This window comes from Paenibacillus sp. USDA918EY, assembly GCF_009870825.1.
Taxonomy (GTDB): Bacteria; Bacillota; Bacilli; order Paenibacillales; family Paenibacillaceae; genus Paenibacillus_AQ; species Paenibacillus_AQ albilobatus.
Map to the genome: position 1 here is coordinate 255,422 of NZ_WTWY01000003.1, position 16,346 is coordinate 271,767.

18 protein-coding genes and 1 tRNA gene are annotated in these 16,346 nt (G+C 47.9%); 4 read left to right on the forward strand and 15 right to left on the reverse strand.

Annotated features, from left to right (window positions below):
- Positions 1-132: 132 nt before the first annotated feature.
- From GQY55_RS08935 to GQY55_RS08995, 13 genes are all read right to left on the reverse strand, one after another.
- Complete coding sequence (locus tag GQY55_RS08935) at positions 133-615, reverse strand: hypothetical protein (protein ID WP_160040280.1); 483 nt, start codon at positions 613-615, stop codon at positions 133-135.
- Positions 608-1,192, reverse strand: a complete 585-nt coding sequence (locus GQY55_RS08940) for a nitroreductase family protein (protein WP_160040283.1) — start codon at positions 1,190-1,192, stop codon at positions 608-610. The genes GQY55_RS08935 and GQY55_RS08940 overlap by 8 nt, the downstream gene beginning before the upstream one ends.
- A gap of 1 nt (position 1,193) precedes the next feature.
- Positions 1,194-2,729: a monooxygenase gene (locus GQY55_RS08945; RefSeq protein ID WP_160040286.1), complete on the reverse strand. Its 1,536-nt coding sequence runs from the start codon at positions 2,727-2,729 to the stop codon at positions 1,194-1,196.
- A 102-nt stretch (positions 2,730-2,831) separates the two neighbouring features.
- Positions 2,832-3,308 (reverse strand): MarR family transcriptional regulator, encoded by a 477-nt coding sequence (locus GQY55_RS08950; protein ID WP_160040289.1) that lies wholly within the window; start codon positions 3,306-3,308, stop codon positions 2,832-2,834.
- A gap of 510 nt (positions 3,309-3,818) precedes the next feature.
- Complete coding sequence (locus tag GQY55_RS08955; RefSeq protein WP_160040292.1) at positions 3,819-4,250, reverse strand: SRPBCC family protein; 432 nt, start codon at positions 4,248-4,250, stop codon at positions 3,819-3,821.
- Between the two features lie 32 nt (positions 4,251-4,282).
- Positions 4,283-5,920, reverse strand: a complete 1,638-nt coding sequence (locus GQY55_RS08960; RefSeq protein WP_160040295.1) for an FAD-dependent monooxygenase — start codon at positions 5,918-5,920, stop codon at positions 4,283-4,285.
- Positions 5,921-5,951: 31 nt separating this feature from the next.
- Positions 5,952-6,578 carry a PadR family transcriptional regulator gene (locus GQY55_RS08965; RefSeq protein ID WP_160040297.1) on the reverse strand — a complete coding sequence of 209 codons (627 nt, stop codon included), beginning with the start codon at positions 6,576-6,578 and terminating at the stop codon, positions 5,952-5,954.
- A 247-nt stretch (positions 6,579-6,825) separates the two neighbouring features.
- Positions 6,826-6,910, reverse strand: a tRNA-Leu gene (locus tag GQY55_RS08970).
- A 437-nt stretch (positions 6,911-7,347) separates the two neighbouring features.
- Complete coding sequence (locus tag GQY55_RS08975; protein ID WP_160040299.1) at positions 7,348-7,827, reverse strand: DUF6530 family protein; 480 nt, start codon at positions 7,825-7,827, stop codon at positions 7,348-7,350.
- 150 nt (positions 7,828-7,977) lie between these two features.
- Positions 7,978-8,355 (reverse strand): GIY-YIG nuclease family protein, encoded by a 378-nt coding sequence (locus GQY55_RS08980; RefSeq protein WP_160040302.1) that lies wholly within the window; start codon positions 8,353-8,355, stop codon positions 7,978-7,980.
- 45 nt (positions 8,356-8,400) lie between these two features.
- Positions 8,401-9,444, reverse strand: a complete 1,044-nt coding sequence (locus GQY55_RS08985; RefSeq protein ID WP_160040305.1) for a vWA domain-containing protein — start codon at positions 9,442-9,444, stop codon at positions 8,401-8,403.
- A gap of 26 nt (positions 9,445-9,470) precedes the next feature.
- Positions 9,471-10,616 carry an AAA family ATPase gene (locus GQY55_RS08990; protein WP_160040778.1) on the reverse strand — a complete coding sequence of 382 codons (1,146 nt, stop codon included), beginning with the start codon at positions 10,614-10,616 and terminating at the stop codon, positions 9,471-9,473.
- Positions 10,617-10,659: 43 nt separating this feature from the next.
- Positions 10,660-11,139: a DUF6530 family protein gene (locus GQY55_RS08995; RefSeq protein ID WP_160040308.1), complete on the reverse strand. Its 480-nt coding sequence runs from the start codon at positions 11,137-11,139 to the stop codon at positions 10,660-10,662.
- Positions 11,140-11,829: 690 nt separating this feature from the next.
- Here GQY55_RS08995 and GQY55_RS09000 point away from each other — a divergent pair.
- From GQY55_RS09000 to GQY55_RS09010, 3 genes are all read left to right on the forward strand, one after another.
- Complete coding sequence (locus GQY55_RS09000; protein WP_160040311.1) at positions 11,830-12,867, forward strand: Cfr family 23S rRNA (adenine(2503)-C(8))-methyltransferase; 1,038 nt, start codon at positions 11,830-11,832, stop codon at positions 12,865-12,867.
- Positions 12,868-13,048: 181 nt separating this feature from the next.
- Entirely contained in the window at positions 13,049-13,312 is a 264-nt protein-coding gene (locus GQY55_RS09005) for a CD3324 family protein (protein ID WP_160040314.1), read from the forward strand.
- Between the two features lie 314 nt (positions 13,313-13,626).
- Positions 13,627-13,944, forward strand: a complete 318-nt coding sequence (locus GQY55_RS09010; RefSeq protein ID WP_160040317.1) for a hypothetical protein — start codon at positions 13,627-13,629, stop codon at positions 13,942-13,944.
- 450 nt (positions 13,945-14,394) lie between these two features.
- On the opposite strand, the gene GQY55_RS09015 is transcribed toward GQY55_RS09010, so the two are convergent.
- Together GQY55_RS09015 and GQY55_RS09020 are read right to left on the reverse strand one after the other, a co-directional pair.
- Positions 14,395-14,817: a 4-oxalocrotonate tautomerase gene (locus tag GQY55_RS09015; RefSeq protein ID WP_160040320.1), complete on the reverse strand. Its 423-nt coding sequence runs from the start codon at positions 14,815-14,817 to the stop codon at positions 14,395-14,397.
- A 106-nt stretch (positions 14,818-14,923) separates the two neighbouring features.
- On the reverse strand, positions 14,924-15,679 hold the full coding sequence (locus GQY55_RS09020) for an SDR family NAD(P)-dependent oxidoreductase (RefSeq protein WP_160040323.1): 756 nt from the start codon (positions 15,677-15,679) through the stop codon (positions 14,924-14,926).
- A gap of 234 nt (positions 15,680-15,913) precedes the next feature.
- Between GQY55_RS09020 and GQY55_RS09025 the strand changes: the two genes are divergently transcribed.
- The gene (locus GQY55_RS09025) at positions 15,914-16,297 is read left to right on the forward strand and encodes a MerR family transcriptional regulator (protein ID WP_010494378.1); all 384 of its coding nucleotides are present in this window, start codon (positions 15,914-15,916) and stop codon (positions 16,295-16,297) included.
- Positions 16,298-16,346: the final 49 nt, after the last annotated feature.

The window sequence follows — 16,346 nt, forward strand, 5'->3', positions numbered from 1 at the left end:
TTAACCTAAGTTGACCGGAAGTCTCAAACGGAACATGCCAAAAGGCTCGTAAACAGCTACAACAGCCGCTTGCGAGCCTTATTTCGATCGAAGCGGCCAACAGGACTCGAACTCCGAACCCCGATAGCAATCTTACAACAACTCAAAGGTAAAGTCCGGTATACCCGCCGCCACAGGTTCAAACGTTGGTTCAATATAGCCCAGTTCCAGCACAGAAACGATCCTCTCGTCTTTTTGAACACCCAAACGCCCCGCATAAGCTCCGTCGTAAATCCAGTCATTCATCGTCATCCGGACATGAAGGCCGCCCTCCCGCGCAAGCAGGCGAAAATTTTGCATAAGGCAGCTGGCCGCCCCAAAATCTTCTTCCCTTTTATGAAGGTCAGGATCTTCTTTGATGACCAATACCAGATAGGCCGGAGCCTGATCCTGCAACCCGGACATGAGGCCTGCGCTGCCGGAACCGATGTATATGAACCGCCAAGGCTCCCGCATGCCGTCGTTTGGAGCCCATACGGCAACATTCAATAAGTCCAGCACATAACTTTCGGAAACGGGTTCATCGCTGTAGCTTAGTAAACGGCCCCCCTTGGAACCGCTCTTGGCATCATTCAACAGGTCCCTCTCCTCCCGATAAAACGGTCCATTTCTTTTCCGCTCGCGTCCTTGCCCTGGCTTTCGGAATTTTGTCGAAGTATCCGAGGTGAAAAATGCCGACAAGCCTTTCTTCGGGGCTCATTTTGAGCAGATGGAACAATTCCTTGCTCTGCATCATCGGTTCCGTGTCCCACAGCGCTCCAAGCCGCCGCTGCCAGGAAAGAAGCTGAAAATTTTGCATGATCCCGCAAACCGCCGCATAATTCATGTCGCTTTCCCTCCTGTCCGGACCTGTGGCGGCAATGACGGCAAGATGGCCCGGTATATCGGTGACCCTTTTCCGAACGAAATCCCTCACTTTCTCCGGAAGCCATTTGACCAGCCTGTTCTTTATCAAAGGCTCCAGCATGCAGGCGGCCAGACGTTCCCTGGAATCCGCCGTTCCCGCATACACGCAACGAAAAGCTGCGGTTTCCCCGGACGAATACAGCTGCCGCGCTTCGCGGAGCAATGTGAACACCAGCTCCTGGTCCACGGGGGAAGGATGAAACCTGCGGATGCTTCTGCGCTCCCGGATCGTCTTCCTGAAATCCATTTTATTTTACCCCCGGCTTTTGTTCGCCCGAATCGCCCGTCAAGCTCCTCAATTCCCCTGCCCAACGAACAACGCCGTCTCTTATCGTGCTTGCCGGATCCGGGTCCGACACAGGCACCGCCCAGGCGATATGGCCGTCCGGACGAATCAACGCGGTGTGAACATCGTCCCAATGGGCCGCTTTCGCCGCCAACGAAGCTTCGATCACCTGAAGATGCCCATAACGATTCCACTCCCCGCTGTTTTTCGCGTCCGAAGACAGATGCAGCAAAAGAAACTTGCCTGACCGGAGCAGTTGATAAGAGCTGGCCAAATCGCCGTTTTTCAGCCGCAAAATTAATTCTGCCGAACGCTTTCCGTTTAAAACATGGTACGGCGCCCGGTCATCGGACGTGTAGTGGACATTTAGAGCGGAAATTTGTTCCGCCATCTGATGGTTCACTTCCGGATGAAGAAGAAGTTTGGACATGATGCTCCGGAGTTCCATGACGCCGGGACTTGTGTCAATCAGCGTAAACTGCGCTTCCGTATTGCCCAGCATCGCCGTGCTCCAAGGAAAACGCTCGGCGTGATAGCTGTCGAGCAGCCACTCCGGCGCCCAGCCTTTAACCGCTCCGGCGAGTTTCCATCCCAGGTTCACCGCTTCTTGAAGACCGATATTCATCCCCTGCCCTCCCGCGGGAAAATGAATATGTGCCGCATCTCCGGCGAGAAACAGTCGATTTTCCCGATAGCGGCTCGCTTGCCGCGTGGCATTCCCGAAACGCGACATCCACTTCGCTTCGGCCAGCCCAAAATCGCTTCCCGCCGTCCGAATAAGCGACGATCGCAATTCTTCCATCGTAACCGGCTCGTGTTTGGATACGAACGATCTTTCCGGATCCAGAATCAATATTCGATAAGTCGTCGAATCGATCGGCAAAATCGATACGATTCCCTTTTCCCCCATACGGGAGACAACGCTCATCGGAGGCAGGCCGGGAAGGGCGGCATCGGCCAAAATAGCCATGAACGTCGCGTCGTGGCCCTCGAACGGAATGCCCGCTTGTTTTCGGACCAAACTTTTGGCCCCGTCCGTGCCGACGACGTACGCGGATCTGAGCGTACCCTCCCCCTGGGGGCCCGACATGCGCACTGCAACGCCTTCCTCATCCTGATGCACGGATATAGCTTCCGTTTCCCTCCGTATTTCTACGCCCAAGTCCAGCGCCCATTGTTCCAGCACTTCTTCCGTTTCGCTTTGCGGCAAAAATAGGGTGTAATTGGAGGACGAATCCAAAACCGAAAAGTCCAAGGGCGTATCCAACGAGGCAAAATGTCCCCTAGGCAAACGGCGCCCTCTATCCAGCAATTTCGATTTCAAGCCGCGCATATCCATGATTTCAAGCGTTCGCGGATGAACGGTAAGCGCGCGCGAAAACGGCGTTGTGCTTTTTAATCGTTCCAGAATGCAGACATGGACGCCGGCTAAAGCCAGCTCTCCTGCCAGCATCATGCCAACGGGCCCTCCGCCGATCAGTATCACATCATAATCCATAGAAATGACCTCTTTCCCTTAACCCGAACTCGGGAGATGAAAGCGACAAAAGATGGCCTCGTCAGGCCATGGATGGATCCATCGGCGTCTCCATCGCTGTCCTTAACGATAGAAGTCCGACAGATCTCCAAACAGCCGCTTTATAAAATCAAGTTCGGATTCGCTGTATTTATTCAAAAACTCGTACATCCTCTGCTGTTCCTTGTGATGAAGTTCATCATGAAGGGCAAAAAGTTTTTTCCCTGCCGTCGTTAGCCGGAAATACACTTCTTTTTTGTTATCGTTGAGCTGTGTCTTGCGTACCCAGCCTGCGTTCAATAACTTATTGGTAATTTTTGAGGTGTTCCCTTTGCTTAGATTCATCTTTTCGGCGATCGAAGTGACATTAATCGGTTCCTGCTCCCCAATGCATGCGATGGTGTGCAGCTCCGTCATGTTTAGGGTGGATTCCACTTCGATCATTTTCAGGAGTTCTTCAAGAAAAACGCTGGTTACACGGTTCTCATATTGTTCCTTATTCTCAAGGAATCGAATGAAATTGTCATGGATCGCGATTTTGGTCATCTGGTTCGTATTCATGTTTCGGCAAGCTCCTCGACTCATTTTTTCTCATTATATCCAAAATTAGTTTCATTGGAAACAATATGAGCAAAACGAAAGGATTTTAGCCTTGAATGAAACGGTTAATTCAGTTTTTCAGGCCATTTATAACCTCCTTAATCATTTATTATTGTTTCTCGGGAATAAATATAAATAGCTTTGATTACGGGAATAATATCTATAACCCAAAAATATTTATTCATATGAAACAATTTTATTTTAAGTTTTCTTTTTTTTCTTGTCAACTCGTGCTTGGGATGCGAAATGGCTGGACCGAATGCCGGCAGCTAATAAAACTGCTGTTGTTCAAATTCTCCGATACAAGGCATGCGATATCCGTTAGCCGCTTTCGAGCGCCGGCCATCGAATCATCCACGGTTTATCGGGCAGCGAAAAAAGGCTCGCAAACTGCTAAAATAGCAATCTGCAAGCCAGTTCGGCGGGTCGCCCGTAAACCATGCAAAACGCTTCCGTAAACGCGGCTTTTTGTCAGCCCTTCAGGACTGCTCTCAAGCCGGCGGCGGTTTGCGGCAGCTCTTTTTTCATCGATTGACGCATAAAAAATTCGGCTACCTTCGGAACGTTGCCAACTTGAATGGTGAAATGAACGCGGCAGGATTTTTCCGAGACCGGTTCAATGCGGTAGCTTTCGCGAAAGGATTGTTTTTCATCGGGTGCCGTCTCCAAGGTCAGCAGCTGATCCTGAACAAGCTCGGTTACGACCATGTTTTTTTCGCTTTTAAAGCCAGAATATTTTCCGCTCTCAAAATATCGGGTGCCAAGCTGCGCCGGTCCTTCAGGCGTCACGCGAGTCTCCAGAATGCCTTTAATCCAGGAATCCCGCCCCTTCAAGTCCATGAGACGCGAAAAAACGCTGGATGCAGGATCGTCGTAGGTCTCAACATGCTCAAATGTAAGCATAACCATCTTCCTTTCCTTTAATAGTATTGGGTTTAGCGAAAGAGGATTGTCGATAAGGCACCCGTTAACGCTCGTTCCATTTCTTCTTGGTCCGCTTCGGCGGCCTTGCTCCGCCATCCGATGTAGCCATCCGGCCGCACGAGGACAGCCCCCGTCGGGGTGATTCCGTAAGCGTCAAGAAAATCGTTCCCGGGATTGCCAATATCGCCTTCCTGACCGCCGATCCGATAGATATCCATCGGCAGACGGAGCGCATCTTGGGCAACTTGAGCGGCCTCCAGCCAGTTTTGTCCGTCAGGACCGACGAGCAGAACGAACCGGGAAGCAAATAAATCCAAGGAGGAAACGGTATGACCGTCCCTTTCCAGAACGATGTGCGCCGCCCGGGTCCCCGGCTGTCCCGTCCACAACTCCGGCGACTGGGCATAAGGGAGGTTTTGCCCGTCTGCCTCCGGTACGATTGCGCCCTCCGGGTAACGATAACCCATATTGACATGCAGGGTATTTACCGTAATCCCCTCCGAGCCCTCATGCTGGCGCTGCTGGGACAGCCTGACGACCTGCTCTGTCGTGTAATCCGCGACGGGACGCCGCTCGGCATCGTAAGTGGCAAGCAGATCCGGTCCGGCTTCCCCGCGCAAGACGGCGGCCAGCTTCCAGGCGAGGTTTTGGGCTTCGGCGATGCCGGTATTGCCTCCCAACCCGCCGCTTGGTGGTTGAACCCGCGCCGAATCACCGACCAAAAACACCCGGCCATCTTGAAAACGATCGGCGACCCGGGCGGCCATTTCCCAAGTCAATACCTTTTTGATCGTAACGGGAATGTCCGGAATTCCGATGGCTGCCCGAATCAGCTCCACACAGCGCTCCTCCGGATAATCTTCCATCGTTTCTTCCTCCGGATCATAGATAACGTCCACTCTGTAGATGTCAGGTCTCCTGAAAGTACCGGGATATAACACAAGGCTTCCGCTTGTCGTATCGTTGGCGAAAAAACACATATGCGCGTTTTGGCTTGCAAACAATTCTTGAATATCCGCATCGAAAACCATGCTGACCAAATGGCAGAGCGTCCCTTCCCCATGCTGGCCGATGCCTAATTTCGCGCGGATCCCGCTCTTGCTTCCATCGGCTCCAACCATATACTTGGCCCGAACGGTGCGCTTTTCGCCGCTGATTCGATCGCAAATAACGGCCGTGACGCCTTCCCCGTCGGTTTCAAACCCGATCAGCTCCGTGTTGTATCGCAGACGGGCGCCGGCTTGCTCGGCCTGTTCCCGGAGAACCGGCTCAAGCAGATCCTGCGCAATGCCGTTGCCTTCAACGGGGCTCAGATCCGTAAAGTATGCACTCATATCCTCCATGAGATTGTCAAACATTTGTCCGGCCAAACTCTCTACGAACATGACGCCGAAATCCCGGGGAAACGGGGGCTCTTCGCGGCGAATTTCTTCCTCGATTCCGGCCGAGCGGAATATTTCCATCGTTCGGGCCGTCAGGCTCGAAACGCGCGGGTGGATGGCCGTTCCCGGATGGCGCTCGACCACTAACGGCTTTATTCCTTGGCGTGCCAAAAAAAGGGAGAAGGAAAGCCCCACCAGGCTTCCTCCGACAACGAGGACAGGGACCGTTTCATCAACGGCTGATAAGTTATTCGAGCCTTTATTCATCCAAGATCCGTCCTTTCGGATAAAATTGGTTTCATTCAAAACCGTGATCAAAACGCCGGGCGATCTCGCGGAGTTCTTCCATGCTCCATTTCAGCTTTCCGGTTTGGATATCCGCGATAACGGATTGAAGCCATGCGATTTCAGCCGAAAACAGCGCTTGTTGATATTCCGACTCAAGCAAAAACAAGCGCGGCAGACCCATCGATGATTCTGTTTGGTACTGATCCTCGAGCCGGGCGAATGTGTTTTCAAGTGCGCTTACTCTTTTTTTGAACAGCGATACGACCTCTTCAGGCGTTAGCAAAGCCAGAAAAGAAACCGCAGCGGGGAACTCCAAAAATTCCTGCGCCGGTGTGGAGATCATTTCCCGAATCCATGCATAGGCGGCATTCCGGCCTAAATCCGTGATTTCGTAAACAACTAAATCCGGCTTCCCTTCATTCTTTTTCTTTCCTTGGATCGCAATGGCGTTGTCCCGATGCAGCCGGTCAATCGTTTGGTAAATGCTCGTTCGGTGGCGAACGTTAATGACTTCCTCTTTCCCCCTCTCTTTAATGAGCTGCTGCATACGGTAAGGATGCATGGGCTCCTCAATAAGAAAACAAAGGATGGCTAATGCGACAGGCGACTTTTTTATCATGTTGTTTTTCATAGTCATAATATTAATATTAATAATATGACGTGTCAACGGGAAAAGAATAAATTTTCCAAATTGGCTCCATCCCCTCCGTTTTAGTCATTGAGACATTGACCTTGCAAAGGCAGTAGGAAGAATGCGGACATCAATTATTTAATGGGTACGTTAATAAAGAAATGCAATATTGCAGTTTGGAACGTGCCGATCCCCATGACGCAAAAAAGCTCCTGAATCGTCCTAGAACGAATTCAAGAGCTTTTTTAGTTGATGCGGTCGAGAGGACTCGAACCTCCACGGGGGGTTAGCCCACACGGACCTGAACCGTGCGCGTCTGCCAATTCCGCCACGACCGCATAATTTATTGATGCTTAGTTTTGCAGCAACAGAATATATAATATATCAAATTTCTAGTAGTGTCAATAATTATTTTATTTTGGTAAAACCTTCGGCAAAAACTTCTTGGGCTCCTGAGTTTGTTGTTGCTCTTTCGCGTTGGTTACATTCTTATTTTTCATAACAGGTTCCACCATTCATTTTCTTTACTTCGTTTACTTGTTAACAAAGCGTTTATATCTACGCGCTTTAAAAAGCGCTCAAAAATTAGACCATCAAAAGTGCAAAAAAGCCCGCAAACTGCTATGAAAGCAATCTGCGAGCTTTTTCTGCTGTGATGCGGTCGAGAGGAATCCGAATCTCCACGGTCGGATTAGAGCCACGGAACCGAAACATGCACGTCATTGGTTGCGAGGTTTCCTCCGTTGCAGGCAGAACCGCTAAACCGGAAAAATTATTAATACCCCATATCCTTTAATATTTTGGATAGTGTGCGCAAACGTTCGCCAATCAGTTCATCATCATCGCTCAGTGCTTGGCTGAACAGCTTAATATCTTCATTAATTCTCTCATTGTCCGTGCATACGGCCAAGGTCATGGCATCCCCTTGCAAACCAACCCGATCGATAACGGGCCGTTGCGGATCGTATAAATTTTCATAACGGTAAGCTTCGCGAAAATGTTCCAGCGTCCGGCAAATGAGAATGGACAAATCAAGAACACGATGGAGAGGCAGTTCTTCCGATTGTCTTGACCATTTTTCGCCCGTGTATCTCCACACCTTGGCCGAAATATCGACCTTGCCTCGATCGTTCCACTGGGCCAACCCCAGGGAAAGACCTTTCGCGTCCGTGTTCCCGGCCATTCGTCCATCAATCTTTTCATAATTTTCCGACACGACCACAGGTTTATGTTTTAACGTTGTAGGTATTTTCATCCTTCATTCCCTCATTCCGATTCCCAAATTTACTAATTTACTAAACGACGGTTTCATCTTATCTTGAATTTTACCGCGAGTCAAATCCGTTTTGATGAGATCCAATGAATGAGAATCCCCCTCAATTTATTCAATGACGGGCTGCGAGCCTTATTTTATTTGCGGATTTTCATCCCTTGGCGGCTTATTATATCCTTTGTCTCCATAGGGCTGCAGCTTCTTGAGCCAAGGCTTCAAGATTTGTTTTTGCTCCCAGCGCATATCCGTTATCTTATCGGCTTCCTTCTGCTCCAGCACCTCATACGTGAATGCATCCGCTCCAAATTCCTTCCAATCCTTTTGAAGCTCCGCATTTGCGAATCTCCCTTGATCCAGCTGCATCCGAAGAGTAAACCACTTATTTTTCAAGTTGGGATAGCTGTCGATGTAGATTTTGCCGTTGATGTTGTTTTTGATTTGGGCGACGCCCATATAAGTCTTGATCTGTTGGAATTCCGCAAGCAGCTTCCTCCGCTTATTCATATCCATGTCATTTGCTCTCTCCTCATCCTAGCGATTAAAAATTCATGAAAACTACAAATACCGAGCGATAATCCGAACCAACTTTGCCGGGAACTCACGCAAATTCGTAATGTCCAAAAATCTCTCATGACCATAAATGTCACTAATGACCTCCTTATCTTGACCGATGGCCGCGGCGAGAAATGCAATGCCTTTCCGTTCATATTCCTCTATGGTCTGCTGCATATCTGCAATGGCGTAATCCCCGGTATAATCGTCCATCGCTTTCGGCTGTCCATCGCTGATGCTAATCAACAGCTTCGTCTGCCGCGGTGAAACGGCTAACCGTTCCCCCATGATACGAAGGGCCATTCCGTCACGATTATTGCTTCTTCCCCGAATTCGCATCAGCCTGAATCGATCATTGGCATCCGGTTTATCGAAATCGGCGTAGGCAAAGATCGACATTTGCTCCATTTTGGAAACATCCGCGGTATCCCCATAGATCAATATAGGAATATTACAGATTTGACAAAATTCATATACCGCAATGACTGCTCGTTTGGCTGCTTCCAGTCTCCCAAAAGCCGACATCGATGCCGACTCATCGACCCTCAGCCCCACCACCAGAGAAGGGGATTCCGATGGAGGACGTTTTTTGGCAAAATACCTAAAATCCCTGTAGGCGATACCGTCTGCTTGAAACTTGCTGCCATAGTAACGATTCCTTTCAAAATCGGAAGACGTTTCATGTTCCAGGAGCGGTAGCGTCTTTCTGGCAATTTCCTGTACGATCGGCATGAGTTCCTTGCTTAGAGCGACATATTCCGTTTGGGCTTCCTGGTCGTAATCCGGACGATGGACAATGAGCTTCACTTTTTCATGAATGGAATCGGACACCGTCTTTCTTGCGGCTTGATTGAGCTTCTTACGGAAATCGCGTTCCTTTTGTTTCGCATTCTCCGACATAGGTTCGGGATTGGCCTGGTGATATTGCGGAGTACCGGTTTCTCCGGTATCCGTGCTTCTCATGTCGGTGGATTCGTCGGAACCGCGGAAAGAGCTTTTTTCGCTGTCGGCAGACTTTTTTAGCGCGACCGCCTTTTCATCCTCCATTTTGTCATGATCAACAGCAGTGACGCCTATATCTCCCCCTGTCTTGATTTCGATGGCGTCATCGTTGGATTTTCGTTTTTTTTTACCCCGCCCGCAACAGCCTCTAAACGTGTCAGCAGACCGTGTTTTTCGAGGGCTTCTTCCAAAATTCTGATTTCCTCTGAATCGGTGGTTATTTTGTAGAGGACCTTATAATAAAGAGATTCTTTGGCCGAGGCTCCTCCCGCAACCGCATCCGTCCAGTAGAAAAAGGAACGCATTCCGGCTACGCCCTTGATGGCATTGGCCCGGGCAGCCGCATCCAAAATCATGATCGCATCGGCCAACACGCTCAATACCTCTTCGTCTTGATAACCGGTTTTCGCCATTGCGCGTTCGATCATGACTTCTTTGCCGGGCAAATCCATCTTCTCCGAGTGTTGAACCCTGTCGCGCAGCGCTTCATTAAGCGGCCTCGCTCCTGCATAACTGCGATTGGTCGTAGTAACCGCGATGAAATCCGGATGTCTGCGTATGATTTCGGTCGGGAGATTAATGCTCCCATCCAGTTCCAGTGCGGAGTTCAACGCCATGAGGACGGCGGCATCGCGAATGACGTTGGGTTCTTGAATTTCCAGAAGATACCCGTTTTGATAAGCCCTGACGATCTCCGAGGGGTAAAAACGATACTCCACGGCTTCGCCGTCCGTGTGTCTCTCGGCAAGCTTCATCAATTGCTTCATTTTTAAGGCTGCTTGTTCCTGGGTAACCCCCAATGTTTCCATTAAAATCGAAGTCGCGCTTTGAAAACCATCGCTATCATATAGTGCTTTCAAAACGCTCTGCTCTACCGGTTCCACCTTCTCTAATTGCTCGGAAGGGATCACCGGCAAAATCGCGCCGATAATATCCGATTTGTCCATATCCGCAAAACAGGTCACTTTCGTATAAGGCAACCCGAAATTAGCCGATAATGCTTTCGCTAATTGGGTTTTGCCGGAACCCGCATCGCCTTCCAACAGAATGTTGGCGATTTTCATTTCCCCGCGATGCCAGTTCCGTTTTACTTCTTTGCTAATACGACGTTCTTCCTCGCTGGTCTTATGGGATGCCGGCTTTTGCCAAACCAGCTTTTTTTCTGCATCGCTCAAGGGTCTTTCAGGCGACAAATAATATTCTTCATGTACTTGCATTGACTTTCTCTCCTCCATTGCCGTCATGATGCCGGGCCCGTGGTTAATACCCCATATCGTTTAATATTTTTGATAACGCACGCAGGCGTTCGCTGATCATCTCGCCGTTGTCGCTCAGCGTTTGGCTGAGCACCTTGATATCTTCATTAATCTTTTCGTTGTCCGTGCATACCGCTACGGTCATGGCGTCCCCTTGCAGGGCAACCCGGTCGATGATCGGCTGCTGCGGATCATGCAAATGCTCATATCTGTAGGCTTCTTGAAAATGCTCCAAGGACCGGCAGATCAGAATAGACATATCAAGAACGCGATGGAGAGGCAGTTCCTCCGATTGCCTTGACCATTGTTCTCCCGTGTATCTCCAAACTTTGGCCGAAATATCGACCTTCCCTTCAGTTTTCCATTGGGCCAATCCGAGCGAAAGACCTTTGGCATCCGTGTTGATGGCCAATCGGCCATCAACCTTCTCATAATTTTCCGACACGACAACAGGTTTGTGTTTTAACGTTGCAGGTATTTTCATCTCTTCCACCTTTTCGATTTACTAGTTTACTAATATTACTGATTTACTAAATTACTGATTAGAATCTTATATTGGATTTCATCGCGAGTCAAGTCGTTTTTAAAATGTGGGTGGATTCCAAAGTTGAAAAGCGAAATGGGTTGTGCTACAATGCTGGTAATTTCATTTCGGGAGGCGATGGGAATAATGTAATTTTTCTTGCTTATTTTACGATGATAAAACAAAATCTGTTTTATTTTTGTTAAGCAAGAAAGTTACTTATTCTCTTCACTCAAATCAATAACGTTCTCTAATCCATTCAACGGGATTAGATTTTAGTGTTTGTTTATTTGAGCTGCAAGAAAGGTAACTTTCTTGCAGCTCTTTGTGTTTTTAGAGGATTGTTTCTAATTTGCAAAAAGATCGCCGTCAAAATCGGCGAAACCGTAATGTAAACCTTATTTCTTATTTTTTGAGGAGGCTGAAATACATGTTGGAGGTTGTAAATATTCATGTGAATCGTTCATTGTCCGTTGGTGCGGTTCACAATCAAACGAAACGGATGCCGGAGCGTTATCCATCTATCGATCGATGCACGTAGCGACTGAAGCCGCATGCATCATGGTTTTTCATATAGTTGGTTAATGTAAATGTGGAGCATCTTTTATTGGTGCTTACGGCATTTTCTCCGGCCCAAGAGGAGAAAAAAGCATGAAATCAACTTCAAAATACGAAATGATTCAACAGATATTAACCGACTTGAAACAACCCGCCTATCGGTTTCAACAAATTGCGGATGCGATCTTCAAGCAAAAAATCGGTGAATATGACGGAATGACCATCCTGCCCAAGGGTATAAGAAACGAATTAATCAAGCACCTTGGCGAACACGTTTTGAACTTAACCCCTGTCTTGCAAAAGACGTCCAGACAAGTGAATAAAGTGCTTTTTTCCATTGAAGGCGGCGAACGCATAGAGACGGTTCAACTAAGCTATGAGCGCGGCTGGAAATCATACTGCATTTCCAGTCAGTGCGGATGCGGATACGGTTGCCGCTTCTGTGCTACAGGCACAATCGGACTGAAACGAAATCTAACCGCCGATGAAATTACCGATCAACTGTTATATTTTCATCTCAATGGTGAAGCCCTGGATAGCGTCTCGTTTATGGGCATGGGTGAGGCGCTGGCCAATCCTTATATCTTCGACGCGCTTAAGATTCTAACCGATCCACGGACCTTCGGCTTGGGGCATCGACGAATTACCGTTTCAACCATTGGAATTTTGCCCGGGATCGATCGTCTGACAAAGGAATTTCCGCAGGTGAACCTGACCTTTTCGCTGCACTCTCCGTTCGACGAACAGCGGAGCGAGCTCATGCCCATTAACAACCGCTTTCCGCTTCATGATGTGTTGAACAAGTTGGATCAGCATATTCGGGATACAGGCAGAAAAGTATATATTGCCTATATCTTGCTTCGAGGACAAAACGATTCAAACGAACATGCGGAAGCCATGGCTGCTTTGCTAAAGGACAGAGGTCCTTGGGAACATTTATATCACGTCAATTTGATCCCCTACAATTCAACCGACGTGACGCCCGAAAGCTTTCGCCAATCGGACAAAGAACGGGTTCGAAGGTTTGCCGGCGTTTTAAAGTCAAAGGGAATCAAAGTCACTGTGCGAACACAATTCGGAACGGACATTGATGCGGCATGCGGTCAGCTATACGGTCACAATAGTCAATGAGTTAACATGAAAACTTATCGGTCAAGGAGAATGAATGATGTCTCATCACAACGTTGCAATCACCCATGTTCAATTCCATGCAAAGACAGATATTTGGTGATATTTGCATGGAATAACAACATCACCAATCATGCTGGCTTTGCTGCTTGAGATATGATATGGATTCAAGGAGTGAGTCTTCATGAGATATATTAACGCGAACGCAATTCTCCCCAAGGAATTGGTCGAAAAACTGCAAAATTTTGTACAAGGCGAATACCTCTATATTCCGGCAATCAAAGATCAACATAAACCTTGGGGTGAATTGTCCGGTTTCCGGGAAGAAATCGATCGGCGAAATCGTGACATCATGCAAGCTTATGCTTCCGGCGCTTCGATCCAAGAACTCGCTGAATCTTACTGCCTTTCGGTTTATGCCATCCGAAAAATCATTTACGCCAAATAAAAATTGCATATGTGCGCTTTTGCCATCGACATGCCCAACCCTGGGGCTGCGGTGGCTTTTTTTAGGTTGATCTTAAAAGGTGATACCAAACGCTACAGAACCATGTTGTGTATAGTTTACGGGATTTCTGTCTGTTACCTTAATAACTATAGGTTCTTCTAAAATGTTGCAGGACAAACGGGAGGTTTTCATGATGGATGCTATTGTAAATATACGAAAAACACCGCTTCAACAATTTTTTATATGGAATAAAGCTTTTACGGTGATGCGGATATCCATTTCGTAGAAGTTCGGATCTGGAGGAGAGTATATTGTTGAATGTCACGATTTTTAATATGGAAGGTATTGAGGTTGGCGAAATGGAACTTGAAGCATCCGTTTTCGGTATCATTCCCAATGAACCGGTTATGCATGATGCCGTTGTCAATCATCTGGCAAATAAACGCAGAGGAACGCAATCCGCATTAACAACGTCGTCAGAGCCTTACAAAACCCGATATTTAAAATTATTATATCTTTGCCTTTTAGCAATTCAACCCTGGTCACGTCTTCGCCCCGAAATGTTCAAAGAAGGATCAACTCTTTCTGACAACTCGGTGAAAAACAGTAAAACCACCCTTTTGAGCTATTGAAATAAAAAAGACCCGGCATATTGGGAACCAAGCGAAGAACAAGTTAAGGATGAGGAAACTTAAAACCCGCGAAGACCTTGTAGAATCAAGGATTTTCGCGGGTTTTGCCGTCTTTTCCAAGCGCCGCAAGGCTTCCCGGAAAGTCATTAAAAAGCGGCCAAATTTGGACATTTGCGAGAACTCGGAGAAGTGTTGCTGATTGATTTCGATCCGCAAGGCAATCTAGCCTTATGCTTCGGTATCAAGCAGCCGGACAAACCGTCCATAAGCATGTGCCACATTTTCAAGCAACATCGACCTCATGGTCGTTATTCGTAGAATCGAGACGGATGAGAACGGCTGCGACTTCGAGATGCTCGCCGGGCATAACCGGATGAATGCAGCAAGGCTCATCGGCCTAGTGCATTGTTCGCGGGGTCGCAATTGAAGTTGTTATTGCCGCTCGGATAATTACAGAGCAGCTGCGTCAATTGGTGAAGCTCGGAAAGCTGCTAAATCCGCCTTCCGGCCAAAGATCCCCCAATTTTCCTCGGGAACTTCGTGAATGATGATATAGACTGGGATGAGATCAGAGGTGCAGACCAGCCGTCCGAAAATTGTGGTAGCTCCTTCGATCAGCCTCATGTTGGCGTCGCTGTCTAAACCGCCCTCAATGACGAAGATCTGCACGCTGACAACATTCGTTGTCGCTTCTGCTTCTCCCATAAAGACGGTATCCTGATCGTAAAGATTAAAATAGGTCCAAACCGTACTTTTGACGAAGGGTGACTTTGGCAAGGTTTCGCATTCAAGCGCAAAATCTGTAAGTTCTCCGACAATGGATCGCCGTGCCTTCACATCGAACGCAGCTTCAGGTGCGTGAACTATAATCATTGGCATTGTATTTTCCTTTCCTTAGACATATTATGAGGCCGCCGCATTTCCACTCAGCGGCCTCTGACAACTAGAAGGAAGGTACTTTTGCGGCCATTACTAGCGATCAGATGTTCTGACCACCCGAGACCTCGATTCTCTGCCCATTAACCCAGCGATTGTCGGAACCGAGTAAGCTGGCGACAGCGGGACCAATGTCGTCGGGTAGGCCGACTCGACCAAGGACAGTCATCGCGGCAAACGTGTCATTGTAAGCAGGTACGTCGCGTACAGAACCGCCTAGAAAATCGGTTTCGATTGCTCCGGGTGCAATGGTATTAGCGGTGATACCGCGGTGACCGAGTTCTTTGGCCATATAGATGGTTAGAATCTCGACCGCCCCCTTTGCGGCAGAATAGGCGGAGAATCCGGGAAAAGAGACGCGAGTGAGACCCGTTGAGAAGTTCACAATACGACCACCGTCTGCAAGAAGCGGCAGAAGGGCCTGAGTCAAGAAAAATACGCCTTTGACATGCACATTGAACAGGCTGTCGAACTGAGCTTCTGTAGTTTCGACATAATCGGCCATTTCTCCGTGGCCGGCATTGTTCACCAGATGATTGAAGGTCTCGCTCCCCCAAGTAGACTGCAGGGTCGAACGGACCGTCTCAGCAAAGGCCGCAAAGCCGGAAATGTTTTCAACATCGAGTTGTAGAGCAACCGCTTTACGCCCCAGCGCTTCGATCTCCGCTACGACAGATTTTGCTTCTTCTGCTTTGCTGCGATAGGTCAAGATGACATCGCCGCCATGACGCGCAATACTGATGGCAGTATTGCGACCCAGTCCGCGGCTTCCGCCAGTGACGATTGAGATATTGTTCATTGTAACTTCATCCTCTCAGAGATCATTTTTTAATTGCTTTGTTATCATAGAGTATAAAGTTCACTTTAAGTCAATTGTTTTTTTGATAAGCTAAAGAGTGTATAATCGAACAGAGAAATTCTTGGGTTTAATCATGCTTTATCATCTTTAATATTATAAAATTTGGGTAATTCGATTAAAAAAGTAGAATATTTATTTAAAGTATACTTTAACGGAAGACGAGGAGGTTTATTTATGTTGACGATAAGAGAAGTTACTGAAATGACAGGAATAGCGGCTCCCACACTTCGATATTACGAAAAGGAAGGGCTGCTTCCACATGTGAAGAGAAATGAAAATGGGAAGCGGTTATATGACGAAGAAGATTTAAGCTGGATACACTTTGTTACTGCGCTTCGAGCCACAGGAATGCCGATTGCTCAAATCCAGAAGTATGTATACTTGTATAAAGAAGGGGACTCGACGATTTCGGAACGAAAAATGATGATGCTCCATCATAAAAAAGAAATTGAGAAAAGCATAAGGGAGCTATATTTTAACTTGGATAAAATAAACTATAAACTTGCTCTATATGATGTATTAGAATCCCAGATTGAACGGACTAGCATTAAAATTTGACTTATATCGCAATTTCGGAAGGAATGCGCGCTGCGGGTGTCATCGAGAT